This is a genomic window from Pseudomonas sp. S3_C06, assembly GCF_054667675.1.
In genome coordinates this window covers 3,408,779-3,425,054 of sequence record NZ_CP162747.1, presented here as the reverse complement: position 1 = coordinate 3,425,054, position 16,276 = coordinate 3,408,779, and the positions used below count along the sequence as shown (strand labels likewise).

Below are 16,276 nucleotides of genomic sequence, written 5' to 3'. Positions count from 1 at the left end.
AGGTGGGGTGTTTTGCGGGGTGTGTCTGGTCGGGAAGTGATGTTGGTCCGGCTGGCCTCTTCGCGAGCAGGCTCGCTCCCACAGGGAGGTATTTCAGGCATGAAAAAGCCCCGCACGGCGCGAACCGTGCGGGGCTTTTTGTACCGCCGGGGAAGTCTTACAGACCAGCAGCAGAACGCAGAGCGTCGGCGCGGTCGGTTTTTTCCCAGGTGAACGTGGTGAAGGTGTCTTCGCCAACGGTCTTGGTCTCTGGCGCGCGACCGAAGTGGCCGTACGCTGCAGTTTCCTGGTACATCGGGTGCAGCAGGTCGAGCATGGTGGTGATCGCGTATGGACGCAGGTCGAACACTTCACGCACCAGTTTGATGATCTTGTCATCGCTGATCTTGCCGGTGCCGAAGGTGTTCAGCGAGATCGAGGTAGGCTGAGCCACACCGATCGCGTAGGAAACCTGAATCTCGCAACGCTCGGCCAGGCCGGCAGCGACGATGTTCTTGGCAACGTAACGGCCAGCGTAGGCAGCCGAACGGTCAACCTTCGATGGATCTTTACCGGAGAACGCGCCGCCGCCGTGACGGGCCATGCCGCCGTAGCTGTCGACGATGATCTTGCGACCGGTCAGACCGCAGTCACCTACCGGGCCGCCAATGATGAACTGGCCGGTCGGGTTGATGTGGAACTGGGTGTCTTTGCTCAGCAGTTCGGCAGGCAGCACGTGCTTGACGATCAGCTCCATCACGCCTTCGCGCAGGTCTTTGTACGACACTTCAGGGTTGTGCTGGGTCGACAGAACAACAGCGTCGATACCGACAACCTTGCCGCCTTCGTAACGGCAAGTCACTTGCGACTTGGCGTCCGGACGCAGCCAAGGCAGCAGACCCGATTTACGGGCTTCGGCCTGGCGCTGCACCAACTGGTGCGAGAAGGTGATCGGTGCTGGCATCAAAACGTCGGTTTCGTTGCTGGCATAGCCGAACATCAGGCCCTGGTCGCCGGCGCCCTGATCTTCAGGCTTGGCACGGTCAACACCCTGGTTGATGTCTGGGGACTGCTTGCCGATGATGTTCATCACGCCGCAAGTCGCGCCGTCGAAGCCGACTTCGGAGCTGGTGTAGCCGATGTCGCAAATCACGTCACGAACGATCTGCTCCAGGTCGACCCAGGCGCTGGTGGTCACTTCACCGGCAACGATGGCCACGCCGGTCTTGACCAGAGTTTCCACTGCAACGCGTGCGTGTTTGTCCTGGGCAATAATGGCGTCCAGCACCGCATCGGAAATCTGGTCGGCGATTTTGTCCGGATGTCCTTCGGACACGGACTCGGAGGTGAAGAGGGAGTATTCGCTCATCTCGATGTTTTCCTGAATTTACCGATGGTGAGTGTCGCCAGCCGGTCGCTGAAAATGGCGGACCTGGATCTGGAAACCATTACGTAAGCCTACATAGAGGCTTTCCCCGGGAACGAGTCCCGCAGCGGTGGCCCAACGGGCCAAATCGTCCTGTTCAAACCCCAACCACAGATCACCGCAGGCCTCCCTGGCCCAACTCTGGTTGTGGCTACATAACTCTGTCACGAGCAGACTACCGCCCGGTTGCAGCAGGTCGGCCATGTGCTTGAGCGCATCGGCCGGCGCGGCGAAATGGTGCAACACCATGTTCAACACTACGCAATCGGCCTGAAGGCTTGTGCCATTCAATGCATCGGCCAATTGCAGGCTGACGTTAGCCAGCTGTTCACGTTCACATACCTGACGCGCCAGTTCGAGCATCGCCGGGCTGTTGTCCAGCGCGGTTACGGTGCCGAAGCGACGCGCCAGTTCCGGCAGAAAAGCACCATCGCCGGGGCCGACTTCAATGGCCGTGGCTGCACCATTGAAGTTCAGTTTGTCGAGCAGGGCCAGCACGCTGTCACGGTATTGCGGCAGGCCTGCGATCAAGTCTTGCTGGGCACGGAATTTCTCCGCCACCCGGGCGAAAAAGTCCTGACTGGCCGCGGCACGCTGGCCGTGAACCTGCTCGATGCGCGCTTGCACGTCGTCAGGCAGATCCAGATTGTCGACTTCTTCTAACAATGCAGCGTGCAACTTGCCGCCGAGCAGTTCGGTGTGGGGCAGGGCGCGGCGATAGAAAATCGCGTTGCCTTCGCGGCGTGTCGCCACCAGGTCGGCTTGTGCCAGTACCTTGAGGTGATGACTCATGCCGGACTGGCCGATGCCGAAGATCTGCGCCAACTCCAGAACACCGAACGAATCGTTGGCCAATGCGCGCAGTACATTCAGCCGCAACGGATCGCCGCCGGCCTTGCACAGGGCCGCCAGCTCGTCGCAATCGTCATGGCGAATGGAAGGCACGCGTAAATTCATAGGGCCGCAGTCTAGAGACGGGGGGAATTCATCGCAAGGCCAATATCAAAAAGTTTTGATATTGCTCGATAAATGGCACTTCTCACCAAGCGGTTAACTCTACAAACGAGTAGCGGAAAGGTTTCACCAACAGAAAGCGCCGCTATCCATTGGAAAAACGCCCCCCGATGACTATCTGTCATTGCCCCGAGGCGCTCCGGTGAGGGAAAATGCCCTCCTTTTTTCCGTTTCGACTTACCAGAACCCAGGAGATCAGCGATGCCTAGCCGTCGTGAGCGTGCCAACGCCATTCGTGCCCTCAGCATGGATGCCGTGCAAAAAGCCAACAGCGGCCATCCCGGTGCCCCAATGGGTATGGCAGATATTGCCGAAGTGCTTTGGCGCGACTACCTCAAGCACAACCCGAGCAATCCATCGTTCGCCGACCGTGACCGCTTCGTGCTGTCCAACGGCCATGGCTCGATGTTGATCTACTCGCTGCTGCACCTGACCGGTTATGACCTGTCGATCGAAGACCTCAAGCAGTTCCGTCAACTGCACAGCCGCACCCCTGGCCACCCGGAATTCGGTTACACCCCGGGCGTTGAAACCACCACCGGCCCGTTGGGTCAGGGCCTGGCCAACGCTGTAGGCTTCGCTCTGGCTGAAAAGGTTCTGGGCGCGCAGTTCAACCGTCCTGGCCACGACATCGTCGACCACCACACCTACGTATTCCTGGGTGATGGCTGCATGATGGAAGGCATTTCCCACGAAGTCGCTTCCCTGGCCGGTACGCTGGGTCTGGGCAAGCTGATCGCGTTCTACGATGACAACGGCATCTCCATCGACGGCGAAGTCGAAGGCTGGTTCACCGATGACACCCCGAAGCGTTTCGAAGCCTACAACTGGCAAGTGATCCGCAACGTTGACGGTCACGACCCGGAAGAGATCAAGACCGCCATCGAAACCGCGCGCAAGAGCCCGCTGCCGACGCTGATCTGCTGCAAGACCACCATCGGTTTCGGTTCGCCGAACAAGCAGGGCAAAGAAGACTGCCACGGCGCTCCACTGGGTGACGCAGAAATCGCCCTGACCCGTCAGGCGCTGAACTGGAGCCACGGTCCGTTCGAAATCCCGGCCGACATCTATGCCGAGTGGGATGCCAAGGAAAAAGGTCGCGCAACCGAAGCCGAGTGGGATCAGCGTTTCGCTGCCTACTCCGCTGCGTTCCCGACCGAAGCCAACGAACTGGTGCGTCGCCTGAGCGGTGAGCTGCCAGCTGACTTCTCGGAAAAAGCTTCTGCTTACATCGCTGAAGTTGCGGCCAAAGGCGAAACCATCGCCAGCCGTAAAGCCAGCCAGAACACCCTGAACGCGTTCGGCCCATTGCTGCCGGAACTGCTCGGCGGTTCGGCTGACCTGGCCGGTTCCAACCTGACCCTGTGGAAAGGTTGCAAGGGCGTCAGCGCTGAAGATGCCAGCGGCAACTACATGTACTACGGCGTGCGCGAATTCGGCATGACCGCAATCATGAACGGCGTCACCCTGCACGGCGGCCTGGTGCCTTACGGCGCGACCTTCCTGATGTTCATGGAATACGCGCGCAACGCCGTGCGCATGTCCGCGCTGATGAAGAAGCAGGTCATCCACGTCTACACCCACGACTCCATCGGTCTGGGCGAAGACGGCCCGACGCACCAGCCGATCGAGCAACTGACGAGCCTGCGTACCACACCGAACCTCGACACCTGGCGTCCAGCCGATGCCGTTGAATCGGCCGTGGCCTGGAAAAACGCTCTGGAGCGCAAGGACGGCCCATCGGCGCTGATCTTCTCGCGTCAGAACCTGCAGCACCAAGAGCGCGATGCCGGCCAGATTGCCGACATCAGCCGTGGCGGTTATGTACTGAAGGACTGCGCAGGCGAGCCTGAGCTGATCCTGATTTCGACCGGTTCGGAAGTCGGTCTGGCTGTTCAGGCTTTCGACAAGCTGACCGAACAAGGTCGCAAGGTGCGTGTGGTTTCCATGCCGTGCACCAGCGTGTTCGATGCTCAGGACGCCGGCTACAAACAAGCCGTGCTGCCGCTGCAGGTCAGCGCACGTATCGCCATCGAAGCGGCTCACGCCGATTTCTGGTTCAAGTACGTGGGTCTGGAAGGTCGCGTGATCGGCATGACCACTTACGGCGAATCGGCTCCGGCTTCGGCACTGTTCGAAGAGTTCGGCTTCACCCTGGAAAACATCCTGGGTCAGGCTGAAGAGCTGCTGGAAGACTGATCCAGAAAAGATGTCGTCTGAGCTGACGCCTTCGCGAGCAGGCTCGCTCCCACAGGGAAATGCATTCCAATGTGGGAGCGAGCCTGCTCGCGAAAGTGTTGGTTCAGGCAACATCGCACTGCCTGATTCACCACGGTAATCGAGAACCCCATGCCTCAACCGCGTCCCTTCAAAGTTGCACTCAACGGCTACGGCCGGATTGGTCGTTGCGTCTTGCGTGCGTTGTTTGAGCGAGGCGAGAAAGCCGGGTTTGAAATTGTCGCGATCAACGATCTGGCGGACATGGCCAGTATTGAATACCTGACACGCTTCGACTCCACCCACGGCCGTTTTCCCGGCGAGGTGCGAGTAGAAGGCGACTGTCTGCATATTAATGGCGATTGCGTGAAGGTTCTGCGCAGTGCCACTCCCGAAGGCATCGATTGGGCGTCACTCGGCGTCGATCTGGTGCTCGAATGCTCCGGTGCCTATAACACCCGTGCCGACGGCCAGCGCTTTCTCGACGCCGGCGCGCCACGCGTGTTGTTCTCGCAGCCAATGGCCAGCGACGCGGATGTCGACGCCACCATCGTTTACGGCGTCAATCAGGATTGCCTGACCGGTGACGAACTGCTGGTGTCCAACGCCTCCTGCACCACCAACTGCGGCGTGCCGCTGTTGCGCTTGCTCGACAAGGCCATCGGCCTCGATTACGTGTCGATCACCACGATTCACTCGGCGATGAACGATCAGCCAGTGATCGACGCTTATCACCACGAAGACCTGCGCCGCACCCGTTCGGCGTTCCAGTCGGTGATCCCGGTGTCCACTGGTCTGGCGCGGGGTATCGAGCGCCTGCTGCCGGAACTTGCCGGGCGAATTCAGGCCAAAGCCGTACGCGTGCCGACGGTCAACGTGTCCTGCCTCGACATCACGATGCAGACCGCCACGGCGACCGACGCCAATGAGGTCAACCGGATCCTGCGCGAAGCCGCCACCAGCGGACCGCTCAAAGGCTTGCTGGCTTACACCGAGTTGCCGCACGCCAGCTGTGATTTCAACCATGACCCACATTCGGCCATCGTCGATGCCAGTCAGACCCGTGTTTCCGGCCCCAAGCTGGTGAACATCCTGGCCTGGTTCGACAACGAGTGGGGTTTTGCCAACCGAATGCTGGACGTTGCAGAACACTATCTGCAAACAGCAACTTCAAAAAAACCGTAGGAAGTGCGACCCATGACCGTGTTGAAGATGTCCGACCTCGATCTGCAAGGTAAGCGCGTATTGATCCGCGAAGACCTCAACGTCCCAGTCAAGGACGGTGTTGTCACCAGCGATGCGCGTATCCTGGCTTCGCTGCCGACCATCAAGCTGGCCCTGGAAAAAGGCGCGGCCGTGATGGTCTGCTCGCACCTTGGCCGTCCGACCGAAGGCGAGTTCTCCGCCGAGAACAGCCTCAAGCCTGTCGCTGACTATCTGAGCAAGGCCTTGGGCCGCGAAGTGCCGCTGGTGGCTGATTACCTGGGCGGTGTTGACGTCAAGGCCGGCGACATCGTGCTGTTCGAAAACGTGCGCTTCAACAAAGGCGAGAAAAAGAACGCTGACGAACTGGCCCAGCAATACGCCGCCCTGTGCGACGTATTCGTGATGGACGCGTTCGGCACCGCTCACCGCGCCGAAGGGTCGACCCACGGCGTGGCCAAGTTCGCCAAAGTCGCCGCTGCTGGCCCACTGCTGGCCGCTGAACTGGACGCACTGGGCAAAGCCCTTGGCGCACCGGCTCAGCCAATGGCGGCCATTGTTGCCGGCTCCAAGGTGTCGACCAAACTCGACGTGCTGAACAGCCTGAGCCAGATCTGCGATCAACTGATCGTCGGCGGCGGCATCGCCAACACCTTCCTCGCGGCGGCCGGTCACCCGGTTGGCAAGTCGCTGTACGAACCCGACCTGCTCGACACCGCACGTGCCATCGCTGCCAAAGTCAGTGTGCCGCTGCCGGTTGACGTAGTGGTTGCCAAAGAATTCGCCGAAACCGCCGAAGCCACCGTCAAACTGATCGCTGACGTGGCGGCTGACGACATGATTCTGGACATCGGCCCGCAAACCGCAGCCAATTTCGCCGAACTGCTGAAATCGTCGAAAACCATTCTGTGGAACGGTCCGGTCGGCGTGTTCGAATTCGACCAGTTCGGCAACGGCACCAAAGTGCTGGCCCAGGCCATCGCTGAAAGCTCGGCATTCTCCATCGCTGGCGGTGGCGACACTCTGGCCGCCATCGATAAATATGGCGTGGCTGAGCAAATCTCCTACATTTCCACCGGTGGTGGCGCGTTCCTCGAATTCGTCGAAGGCAAAGTGCTGCCAGCCGTTGAAGTCCTGGAAAGCCGGGCCAAGGCCTGAGGCCGCCCGTTTGGCCAGGCAAAGGAGTGTTTTCATGGTCAAGTCGTTAGCGCTGTTATTGCTGACCGGTACGCTGGCGGCCTGCGGGAGTAACCCGAAGGCCGAAGCCACGCCGGCGCCGAGCGAGTCGCAGAAGGGCTGTTATCAGGCCGACTGGCAGGCTGAAACCAACCCGGTGCTGAACAAGCGTTCCGGGCCGGACGGTCTGGACAAATACGAGACGCAAACCCCGGCCAAGGAACATGGTTGTCCTTGACGGGTCTGACTCTTTAACTCAGGGCTGGCGGCGTGCGCCGTCAGTCGAGGAACACGGATGAAAGGCTTGATCGCCATTGCGGCGTTGGCATTGTTGGGCGGTTGCGCGCAGTTGAACCTGTTTCAGTCGTCCGCCCCGGCGGACAACTGGACCACCTGGACCTGCGACAGCCAGGCCAAAGTGCTGTGGCGTTACGCCGACGCCGGCCAGAAGGAAGTCGATGTTCGACTGGGTGGCGGTGATCAGGTCTATCGCCTGAAAGAAGAGCCAGGCGCCTCGGGCACGCTGTACAGCGACGGCATGCTGGCGTTTCACGTCAAGGGAGAGGAAGGCCTGGTGTACTGGGTCGCCACCAATGACCTGATCGGCCGCGGCTGCAAAGCGCAGTAATTGACACACCACAGTTCTAATGTGGGAGCGAGCCTGCTCGCGAAAGCGGTCTGACAGGCACTGCATCAGCGACTGCAAGATTGCTTTCGCGAGCAGGCTCGCTCCCACAGGGGTTCTGTGTAGCTCTCAGGATTTTGCTTTATCGAATCACCAGACCGGGCCTCAACCCCCGATCTGCAATCACTTGAATAGCCGCCGCCGCTCCGGCAGGCTGGCACGATTAACGACCCTCAACCGGGAGAGACACACACAATGGCACTTATCAGCATGCGCCAGATGTTGGACCACGCAGCCGAATTCGGCTACGGCGTTCCAGCTTTCAACGTCAACAACCTTGAGCAGATGCGCGCCATTATGGAAGCCGCTGACAAGACTGACTCCCCGGTGATCGTCCAGGCTTCGGCCGGCGCTCGCAAATACGCCGGCGCGCCATTCCTGCGTCACCTGATCCTCGCCGCGATCGAAGAATTCCCGCACATCCCGGTGTGCATGCACCAGGACCACGGCACCAGCCCTGACGTCTGCCAGCGCTCGATCCAGCTGGGCTTCAGCTCGGTAATGATGGACGGCTCGCTGGGCGAAGACGGCAAGACCCCGACCGACTACGATTACAACGTCCGCGTTACCCAACAAACCGTGGCCATGGCGCACGCCTGCGGCGTTTCGGTAGAAGGCGAGCTGGGCTGCCTGGGTTCGCTGGAAACCGGCATGGCCGGTGAAGAAGACGGCATCGGCGCCGAAGGCGTTCTGGATCACAGCCAAATGCTGACCGACCCGGAAGAAGCCGCTGACTTCGTCAAACGCACCCAGGTCGATGCCCTGGCCATCGCCATCGGCACCAGCCACGGCGCCTACAAGTTCACCAAGCCTCCAACCGGCGACGTGCTGGCGATCGACCGCATCAAGGAAATCCACAAACGCATCCCGAACACCCACTTGGTGATGCACGGTTCGTCCTCGGTGCCACAAGAGTGGCTGGCGATCATTAACCAGTACGGCGGCGACATCAAAGAAACCTACGGCGTACCGGTTGAAGAAATCGTCGAAGGCATCAAGTACGGCGTGCGAAAGGTCAACATCGACACCGACCTGCGTCTGGCATCCACCGGCGCCATGCGTCGCCTGATGGCCACCAACCCGAGCGAATTCGACCCACGTAAATTCTTCGGCGCGACTGTGACTGCGATGCGTGATGTGTGTATCGCTCGTTATGAAGCGTTTGGTACTGCCGGTAATGCTTCGAAGATCAAGCCGATCTCACTGGAAGCGATGTACCAGCGTTATCTGAAGGGTGAGTTGAACGCTAAGGTTAACTGAGCCTGAGCGTTAGACTGCTTTAAAAGAAACCCGCCGTGAGGCGGGTTTTTTGTTGGTGAAATGTTTGGTGGTGATACTTGGGAATCCACACTTGAAATGTCACCTATAGTGAACTTTAATGATTTTTATCAGCTTAAAGTACGGTATGGGTGACATTTTGATTCTGAGCAATCCTGCGATTTTCGCCGAACGCATTCGTCAGCTGCGAAAAGCCAAGGGCTACAGTCAGCTAATGCTGGCGCATAAGGCCAAATGCAGTCGCAAGACCATTATCGATCTTGAGGCGGGTGAAAACGTCGCTTTTTATACCGTGTTCCGGGTGATTGCCGCGTTGGGCATGGCGCTTGAAATCGTCGACAACCGAATCGATCTCAAGTCGCTTGCCGATCTGGTAGAGCATGATGAATAAGGTCAAACGACTCAACGTCGTTACGCCGCAAGGCTGCGCGGGCGAGCTATCCAAAGGTTCGCAGTTCTCGTTTGCCTACCAGACGGCAGAAGCGTCTCGGGAAGTCTCGTTGGTCATGCCCTATGACCCGACGCCCGCGGTGAGCAATGTGCTGCACCCGATCTTCGATATGAATGTGCCCGAAGGTTTTCTGGCCGATCAGATCAAACGTCGGATGGCCAAGCATATGCAGGTCGATGAAATGCGCCTGCTTTCGGTCATTGGCGGCAATCAGATTGGTCGCCTCACCTATGAAAATCCGACTGAGCCACCTAGCGCCGTGCGTGCCCAGGTCGGTTTACAAGACATTCTGTCTGCCGACGCCTCTCAGGGTGTTTTCAACTTTCTGGTTGAAACCTACTTTGAGTCGGGTATTTCCGGAGTGCAGCCCAAGGTACTGGTGCCTGACCTGGACAAGCTCACTGGCGGCCGAAAAACCATCCTCAGTTCCGATCTCATCGTCAAATCAGGAGCCGAGGAGTATGAGCACTTGGCCCAGAACGAGTTTCTGTGTCTGGAGGCGGCGAGGCTGGCAGGATTGGAAACGCCACCGTTCTGGCTTTCCGAGAGCGGTGAGCTGTTTGTCATGGAGCGGTTTGACCTGACGTCGTCCGGCCGGCTCGGCTTCGAAGACATGGCGGTACTGTTGGGTCTTAACAAAGATCCTCACGACAATTACAAGTATTCGCAGAGCTATGAAACCCTCGCGGCTGTCATCCGCCAGGTATGTCGCCATGCCGAACCGATACGAGAGCTGGAGCGATACTTTTCGTCAGTCTGCCTTTCGGTGATGGTGCGCAATGGCGATGCACATTTGAAGAACTTCGGCGTGATATACACGCAGCCCGCGGCTCCAGAAACCGTGCAGTTAGCCCCGATTTACGATGTTACGACCACCACGGTCTATGAAAACTACAACCCGAAGTCAGGGCGTTCACTGGTTGACCGTACCCTGGCAATCAAAATGAATAAAACCAAAGACTACCCGGATCGCCAGCAACTGATCGAGTTCGGCCGCAAACACTGCGCGGTGGATAGGCCGGCATTGATCATCGACCGAATAGCTGAGGCAATGAGCCAGGCACTGTCTGCTCATCGGTCCCGGGTGGATGCTGAATTGTTTGCGGGGATGCAACGCGAATGGGATGTCGGACGTACAGTCGCCTTGAACGACTCGGTTGGGTCGGGGTTGAAGCGTAAGCATGTATTGGGAGATAGCAACGGTTAGCTACGCTTTAACGCTTATTGCTATTCAGGAACCCGCCGTGAGGCGGGTTTTTTGTGGGCGGTTATTCCTTCAGTTCGACATGATCCAGCGCCTGATTTACCGCCAGTTCACCGAGCATGACCACTTGCGCAATGCCCAGGGCAGTCTTGCGGTGTGAGGTGTCGAGCATGGCGGCGAAGTTGTTGAGCATTTCGCTGGCTGAACCCAGGGTCTCGCTGGCGTTGGCCAGCAGGGATTCGGTGTTGTACTTCGGGTTGGCGAGGTACATGGGTTCGGGTTTATGTGTGCTGGCCATGATGAAGGCGGACGGTTTGAGGTAATGGTCGAGGGCTCGCTCGGCGGCGTCGTTGAGTTTTTTTGAATCGAGGGATTCGTAGGGGGATGCGGGATCTGTTTCTGGCGGGTGCGGCGTTGATTTGATCATGTTTCGTCTCCGGTAAATGGAGCCGACACCGGATCGCTACTAAACGAAGAGGGTGGCAGCTGAACGCAGGTTAGTAGACCGGGGAGACGCGACCGGCGCACCCGAAGGCGCCCTGCGTACAGCTGCCATCAAGCGCGGGTTATGCCCGACTGAATGGTGCCAATGCGCATCGCGTAACCACGGGCTACTAAACCCGATCACTGGAAATCAGTGACGCGAATCAAGTTACCGATGGCCCGCCAGGCGCACAAGCCGGCGGATTCTGGCGTAGTGGTAGGCAACGACGCAAGCTGTTGTAGGCATCCGGAAGTAACTGCTGACAGATCTAAACAGCGCTGTTTAAAGGCTGGATGTAAAAACGACTCAACCGAGCATTCAAAGCTTCAACTGAACGAATAACCCACCGTAAAGCGGTGCCTCCGCACTTGAATGAGTGCAGTGAATTGACAGGGGAGAAAGCTTCTCTTTCAAGTGATAACCGGTCAGGGCGTGGCGCCCGCCTCCCGTCGCATGAGCGCGAATGGCACTGAGTGTCGGATAACCTCTCAAGCAGTCTATTTCTCCTTGCCAGCTATCTCTTGCATCGGCGTTGTCGGTCATAAGCCAAACGTCGGTGTAGGTACTGTCTCGGTGGTAATAAGACCCTGCAAAAGAATAAATCTGAGTGTGTTCTTTCAGCGGTACCCACATCTGGCCGTCGTTGGCATTTACGCGGGTGATATCTATGCAAAAGCTGTTGTCGTCGTTACAGAATTTTCCGATTGGGCCAGGCATTGGATGGTTGATGTACCAGCCAACGTAACCTGCGTGGAGAGTTGTCGACGACTGTAAAACCTGACAGGTTCTTATATTGATTTGGAATGCTTTTGATGACTTTAAGTCGTTTTTGTGACGAGGTTATTTTTTTAGTTAGTTGAGTTTGGTTGTTATGGCTTGTGGATTATATCCAATAGGTATAAAAACCTGTCAGATATGACAGGTGTCTATATTTTGTTGAAGGCTTAAAGTAACGGCTCACTTCTTTTTCAGGATGCACAAAATGCCAAGGGATGAGCGAACCAATGCGGACGCTGTAGGTAAAGTTTACCTGTCGTTGAAGACTTTCGAGGGTGAAGAGTTTACATACGCAGTTGTGGGTAGAGAGTTTTTTTTCCGAGATGGAGATCATTTCCACTTTAAAGCATATTTTGATTTGGGAGGGCACAATTTCTATATTGGTTCCCAAATAAAAATGAATGCCGCGACCAATGTGGCTCACAAGCTTGGCGAACTTGGAACGGTAGCATTTGCTCACCTGGAATTGGATCGTAATGACAACGATAAACAAGCCGAGGGTATTATTTATCTGACAAAAAACGGACCTTATCCGCAGGGAGTACTCAGTTGGTATGAAGATGGTGCGTTTTCTGTATCAGCGGTTTTTGATTTTTCTGAAACTTGATGTTGCATGGCTTATGCGGCATTAAAACCAAGCGGCAGACTTCTTTAGTCTGCCGTTTTATTTCATCATCGACCCCGTGCGTTCAAGTAGCAAACACCTTACTTATCATGATCGATATCAAGTTTGGAGAAGGTCACTTGCCCACCCTCACTCGTATACCCGGTGTTGTCCTGCACATAAACCCCAGCCTTGAAATACAGCGGCTTGTTGCGCCAGGTCGCGCTGATCTGTGAATCCCACTGATAACCCGCCGCACTGACACCCAACGCACCGCCAGGACTCAGGTGAATAAGGTAGTTGAATTCGCGATCCAGTTTGATCCCAGTCGCCAGGGTGATGACGCGGCTTTCGTCGTCATCCGGATGCATGCGCACCTTGATCACCAGGTTGCCGGTTTCAGTTTTGGTCTTGTACTGATATTCGAGTTTGACCATCGGCTTCTGGCTTTCATAAGCGTGAATCTGGCCGATGACGATCTTGCCGGAACTGGGCACCTTATTAACCGTGAGGGTCGCGCGCAGCAGGTTGTCGGCGTCCGGGTAATACCAGTTGCGCAGGGTGCCGTTGCTATAGGTCTCCCGCAGTTCGGTGCGCGGGTAGATGGCGTTTTCGGTTTTTGACCCGGTAACCGGTGACCAGAAGAACAAGGTGCCGGTGTCGGAATGGAAGTATTGATCTTTGAAGCCGTTCACCAGTTTGGAGGTTTCGACGGTGTATGGCGGGCTGCCAACGGGAACGCTGAGGTTCCAGGTTGCGAGATCGATCATGTCGGTTCTTCCACTCAAGTTTCACTGCACGTACGTGCCAGAAGCTCTAGCCCGCACGTTTTGGGGCGGCCTTTATAAGCGTAGAGGGAAAATTTGTTAACGCCCGTTTGGCAGATGATTGACGTCAACATCCTGTCGAAATGCCATCTCTGCCGGTTTCCGGGGGCTTCAGCGGTGACCGTTAGTCGGCAAATTCACGCTTTGGTTAAATGATGGCCTGATGACAGCTTCTGCTTTCTTGGATCCAGTACTAGAGTGAAGGCTCAGTATGTGTGCGGTTTTTACCGGCAACCGACCAAAAGTCCCGACAAGAGAAGCAGCATGGAATGCGCGCAACCCCCGCCAGGTGAAGGCAGCTCTGTCCTTTTGATCGTTGATGATTACCCTGAAAATCTGATCAGCATGCGCGCGTTGCTGCAGCGCCAGGATTGGCATGTCCTCACTGCAGCCTCAGGTTTCGAAGCGCTCAATATTCTGCTGTCCCACGACGTCGACCTGGTGCTGCTGGATGTGCAGATGCCGGGCATGGACGGCTTTGAAGTCGCGCGCCTGATGCGTGGCAGCCAGCGCACGCGCCTGACGCCGATTATCTTTCTGACCGCCAACGAGCAATCCCAGGACGCCGTGATCAAGGGCTACGCCAGTGGCGCGGTGGATTACCTGTTCAAGCCGTTCGACCCGCAGATCCTCAAGCCTAAGGTGCAGGCGTTGCTGGAACACCAGCGCAATCGCCGCGCGTTGCAGCGCCTGAGTCATGACCTGGAAGTGGCGCGCGCCTTCAATGCCTCGGTGCTGGATAACGCCGCCGAGGGGATATTAGTGGTAGGTGAGGACGGTTTGATCCGCTTTGCCAATCCGGCGATTTCGCGCTTGCTGAATGCGCCGGTGAAGGAGCTGGAAGGTAAAGAGTTTCTCGATTTTCTACAGAAGCCACACATTCCGCTGTGGGCCGATTCCGAGTTTTATGCCAGCTACAAGCGTGGCGAAACATTAAGACTGCACGATGCCTTGCTGCGCACGGCGCCCGGCCAGCAGGTGCCAGTTGCGCTGTCCTGTGCGGCGTTGCCCGCCGAACAGCATGCGATGGTGGTGACCGTGCTGGACATGTCGGTGGTGCGTCACTTGCACCAACAGCTCGAATTTCAAGCGGTCACCGATCCACTGACCGGGTTGCTCAACCGGCGCGGGTTTTACCAGACGGTTGAGAATCTGCTGCTGCGTGGCGAGCGCAGCGACAGCAGTTGGGTGTTGCTGTATCTGGACCTCGACGGCTTCAAGCGGGTCAACGATTCGCTCGGTCATGATGCCGGCGATCGGGTGTTGCGCTGGGTCTCCGAGCAATTGAAGGCGTGCCTGCGGCCATTCGACATTCTCGCGCGCATGGGTGGTGATGAATTTACCGCGCTGCTGGATCTGGAATTCCCCGAGCAAGCGGCGAAGATTGCCGAAAAGCTCATTGAGCGGGTGTCGATCTGTCAGCAGATCGAAGGATTGGACATCGCGCTGGGTGCCAGCATCGGCATCGCCACTTACCCGGACTGCGGCTCCAACCTTGACGGATTGCTGCGTGCCTCCGATATCGCCATGTACGAGGCCAAGCGCGCCGGACGTCAGCAATATCGCTTTTATGATCATGAAATGAACGGTCGGGCGCGTTCGCGGCTGATGCTCGAGGAGAGCGTGCGTGCAGCCATCGAAAACCGCGATTTCAACTTGGTGTATCAGCCGCAAGTGGCCATCGACACTGGCCAGATTCGTGGCTTCGAAGCGTTATTGCGCTGGCAGCACCCGAGCGTGGGCGATGTGCCGCCGGGGCTGTTTCTGCCGTTGCTGGAAGAGGCACGTTTGATCAGTCGCCTCGGCAGCTGGATCTATCATCGTGGCGCCGGCCAGCGCAAAGCCTGGGAAACCCTGTTTGCCGAAGATCTGGTGCTGGGCGTGAGTTTGAGCAACACCCAGTTCAGTCTGCCGAATCTGGTCACCGAGTTGCGGCAAGTCATGGAGCGACATGCCTTGCAGCCCCGGCAGCTGGAGGTCGAGGTCACCGAAGAAGCGCTGATGCAGAATCCCGACGAAACCCGCAAGCAGCTGCGCTTGCTGCGCAATCTCGGTGTGCGCGTGGCGCTGGATGACTTCGGTTCCGGGCCGTGTTCGCTGGCACATCTGCGCGATCTGGAGCTCGATACGCTGAAAATTGATCGCCATCTAATCGCCCGATTGCCGGACTCCCAGCGGGACGCCTCGCTGGTCAGCACGGTCATCAGTCTGTGCAAGCAATACGGTTTGCTGGTGATTGCCGAAGGGGTGGAAACCATCGAGCAATACCAGTGGCTGCAAGCTCACGGCTGTGAATATGTGCAGGGCTTCCTTGTCGCGCGTCCATTGATCGCCGAGGACGCGGTCAGCTTCGCCGAGCCGTTTGACTGGAGCGCGCTGCCCGTTTGAATTCGCTACACTGGCGCACCTTTTTCGAACCGTGTCGCTTGTCCATGACTGTGTTGAAGTACCTCCAGGCCTATCCCGCGCAATTGCAGGACCAGGTGCGCCAACTGATCGCCGAAGGGCGGCTGGGTGAATACCTGAATCAACGCTATTCAGGGCGGCACGATGTGCAGAGCGACAAGGCCTTGTACAGCTACGCGCTGGACTTGAAGCAGGAATACCTGCGCAACGCGCCGGCCATCGACAAGGTGCTGTTCGACAACCGCCTCGACCTGACCCACCGCGCCCTCGGTCTGCACACCACTGTGTCGCGGGTGCAGGGCGGCAAGCTCAAGGCCAAGAAAGAGATTCGTATCGCCTCGTTGTTCAAGGACGCCGCGCCGGACTTTCTGAAAATGATCGTCGTGCATGAACTGGCGCACTTCAAGGAATCGGATCACAACAAGGCGTTCTATAAATTGTGCGAGCACATGCTGCCGGGGTATCACCAGGTCGAGTTTGATCTGCGCGTGTACCTGACGTGGCGCGATATGCAGGCTTAACCGTACGCAACCAGGAAGGTGGGG

General features: G+C 57.6%; 15 protein-coding genes. 11 read left to right on the top strand and 4 right to left on the bottom strand.

All coding sequences use genetic code 11. The features are described 5' to 3' along the window. Positions 1-157 precede the first annotated feature (157 nt). Together metK and AB4N44_RS15185 are read right to left on the bottom strand one after the other, a co-directional pair. On the bottom strand, positions 158-1,348 hold the full coding sequence (gene metK / locus AB4N44_RS15190; RefSeq protein ID WP_034153622.1) for a methionine adenosyltransferase: 1,191 nt from the start codon (positions 1,346-1,348) through the stop codon (positions 158-160). Positions 1,349-1,366: 18 nt separating this feature from the next. After that, positions 1,367-2,362: an ArsR/SmtB family transcription factor gene (locus AB4N44_RS15185; protein ID WP_016987232.1), complete on the bottom strand. Its 996-nt coding sequence runs from the start codon at positions 2,360-2,362 to the stop codon at positions 1,367-1,369. A gap of 258 nt (positions 2,363-2,620) precedes the next feature. Between AB4N44_RS15185 and tkt the strand changes: the two genes are divergently transcribed. The 8 genes from tkt to AB4N44_RS15145 all read left to right on the top strand — a co-directional run bounded on the left by tkt (position 2,621) and on the right by AB4N44_RS15145 (position 10,636). Then, positions 2,621-4,618 carry a transketolase gene (gene tkt / locus AB4N44_RS15180; RefSeq protein WP_127930078.1) on the top strand — a complete coding sequence of 666 codons (1,998 nt, stop codon included), beginning with the start codon at positions 2,621-2,623 and terminating at the stop codon, positions 4,616-4,618. Between the two features lie 150 nt (positions 4,619-4,768). After that, positions 4,769-5,821 (top strand): erythrose-4-phosphate dehydrogenase, encoded by a 1,053-nt coding sequence (gene epd, locus AB4N44_RS15175; protein WP_127930077.1) that lies wholly within the window; start codon positions 4,769-4,771, stop codon positions 5,819-5,821. Positions 5,822-5,833: 12 nt separating this feature from the next. Beyond that, complete coding sequence (locus AB4N44_RS15170; protein WP_007913753.1) at positions 5,834-6,997, top strand: phosphoglycerate kinase; 1,164 nt, start codon at positions 5,834-5,836, stop codon at positions 6,995-6,997. A gap of 34 nt (positions 6,998-7,031) precedes the next feature. Further along, positions 7,032-7,253: a hypothetical protein gene (locus tag AB4N44_RS15165; protein WP_007913756.1), complete on the top strand. Its 222-nt coding sequence runs from the start codon at positions 7,032-7,034 to the stop codon at positions 7,251-7,253. Positions 7,254-7,310: 57 nt separating this feature from the next. Next, entirely contained in the window at positions 7,311-7,643 is a 333-nt protein-coding gene (locus AB4N44_RS15160; RefSeq protein ID WP_016987235.1) for an MliC family protein, read from the top strand. Between the two features lie 252 nt (positions 7,644-7,895). After that, a complete protein-coding gene (gene fba / locus AB4N44_RS15155) occupies positions 7,896-8,960 on the top strand; it encodes a class II fructose-bisphosphate aldolase (RefSeq protein WP_007913760.1) in 1,065 nt (354 codons plus the stop codon). A 118-nt stretch (positions 8,961-9,078) separates the two neighbouring features. After that, positions 9,079-9,369, top strand: coding sequence for a helix-turn-helix transcriptional regulator (locus AB4N44_RS15150; protein WP_224789358.1), 291 nt, complete (start codon positions 9,079-9,081; stop codon positions 9,367-9,369). After that, positions 9,362-10,636: a type II toxin-antitoxin system HipA family toxin gene (locus tag AB4N44_RS15145; RefSeq protein ID WP_460108571.1), complete on the top strand. Its 1,275-nt coding sequence runs from the start codon at positions 9,362-9,364 to the stop codon at positions 10,634-10,636. The genes AB4N44_RS15150 and AB4N44_RS15145 overlap by 8 nt, the downstream gene beginning before the upstream one ends. A gap of 61 nt (positions 10,637-10,697) precedes the next feature. On the opposite strand, the gene AB4N44_RS15140 is transcribed toward AB4N44_RS15145, so the two are convergent. Further along, positions 10,698-11,060 (bottom strand): DUF6124 family protein, encoded by a 363-nt coding sequence (locus AB4N44_RS15140; protein WP_034153614.1) that lies wholly within the window; start codon positions 11,058-11,060, stop codon positions 10,698-10,700. 1,039 nt (positions 11,061-12,099) lie between these two features. On the opposite strand from AB4N44_RS15140, the gene AB4N44_RS15135 reads away from it, so the two are divergent. Continuing rightward, the gene (locus tag AB4N44_RS15135; RefSeq protein ID WP_160042159.1) at positions 12,100-12,501 is read left to right on the top strand and encodes a hypothetical protein; all 402 of its coding nucleotides are present in this window, start codon (positions 12,100-12,102) and stop codon (positions 12,499-12,501) included. 98 nt (positions 12,502-12,599) lie between these two features. Here the strand turns inward: AB4N44_RS15135 and AB4N44_RS15130 are convergent, their stop codons facing one another. Continuing rightward, on the bottom strand, positions 12,600-13,268 hold the full coding sequence (locus AB4N44_RS15130; RefSeq protein ID WP_034153613.1) for a polysaccharide lyase family 7 protein: 669 nt from the start codon (positions 13,266-13,268) through the stop codon (positions 12,600-12,602). 321 nt (positions 13,269-13,589) lie between these two features. Here AB4N44_RS15130 and AB4N44_RS15125 point away from each other — a divergent pair, with 321 nt between their 5' ends. Together AB4N44_RS15125 and AB4N44_RS15120 are read left to right on the top strand one after the other, a co-directional pair. Continuing rightward, positions 13,590-15,713, top strand: a complete 2,124-nt coding sequence (locus AB4N44_RS15125) for a putative bifunctional diguanylate cyclase/phosphodiesterase (RefSeq protein WP_460108574.1) — start codon at positions 13,590-13,592, stop codon at positions 15,711-15,713. 44 nt (positions 15,714-15,757) lie between these two features. After that, on the top strand, positions 15,758-16,252 hold the full coding sequence (locus tag AB4N44_RS15120; protein ID WP_034153713.1) for a M48 metallopeptidase family protein: 495 nt from the start codon (positions 15,758-15,760) through the stop codon (positions 16,250-16,252). The last annotated feature ends 24 nt before the right edge of the window (positions 16,253-16,276 follow it).

Coding starts and splice junctions, on each gene's coding strand:
- AB4N44_RS15150 (WP_224789358.1), top strand. CDS start 9,079: ATGATTTTTATCAGCTTAAAGTACGGTATGGGTGACATTTTGATTCTG.
- AB4N44_RS15165 (WP_007913756.1), top strand. CDS start 7,032: ATGGTCAAGTCGTTAGCGCTGTTATTGCTGACCGGTACGCTGGCGGCC.
- tkt (WP_127930078.1), top strand. CDS start 2,621: ATGCCTAGCCGTCGTGAGCGTGCCAACGCCATTCGTGCCCTCAGCATG.
- AB4N44_RS15185 (WP_016987232.1), bottom strand. CDS start 2,362: ATGAATTTACGCGTGCCTTCCATTCGCCATGACGATTGCGACGAGCTG.
- epd (WP_127930077.1), top strand. CDS start 4,769: ATGCCTCAACCGCGTCCCTTCAAAGTTGCACTCAACGGCTACGGCCGG.
- AB4N44_RS15170 (WP_007913753.1), top strand. CDS start 5,834: ATGACCGTGTTGAAGATGTCCGACCTCGATCTGCAAGGTAAGCGCGTA.
- AB4N44_RS15140 (WP_034153614.1), bottom strand. CDS start 11,060: ATGATCAAATCAACGCCGCACCCGCCAGAAACAGATCCCGCATCCCCC.
- metK (WP_034153622.1), bottom strand. CDS start 1,348: ATGAGCGAATACTCCCTCTTCACCTCCGAGTCCGTGTCCGAAGGACAT.
- AB4N44_RS15135 (WP_160042159.1), top strand. CDS start 12,100: ATGCCAAGGGATGAGCGAACCAATGCGGACGCTGTAGGTAAAGTTTAC.
- AB4N44_RS15120 (WP_034153713.1), top strand. CDS start 15,758: ATGACTGTGTTGAAGTACCTCCAGGCCTATCCCGCGCAATTGCAGGAC.
- AB4N44_RS15160 (WP_016987235.1), top strand. CDS start 7,311: ATGAAAGGCTTGATCGCCATTGCGGCGTTGGCATTGTTGGGCGGTTGC.
- AB4N44_RS15145 (WP_460108571.1), top strand. CDS start 9,362: ATGAATAAGGTCAAACGACTCAACGTCGTTACGCCGCAAGGCTGCGCG.
- fba (WP_007913760.1), top strand. CDS start 7,896: ATGGCACTTATCAGCATGCGCCAGATGTTGGACCACGCAGCCGAATTC.
- AB4N44_RS15125 (WP_460108574.1), top strand. CDS start 13,590: ATGGAATGCGCGCAACCCCCGCCAGGTGAAGGCAGCTCTGTCCTTTTG.
- AB4N44_RS15130 (WP_034153613.1), bottom strand. CDS start 13,268: ATGATCGATCTCGCAACCTGGAACCTCAGCGTTCCCGTTGGCAGCCCG.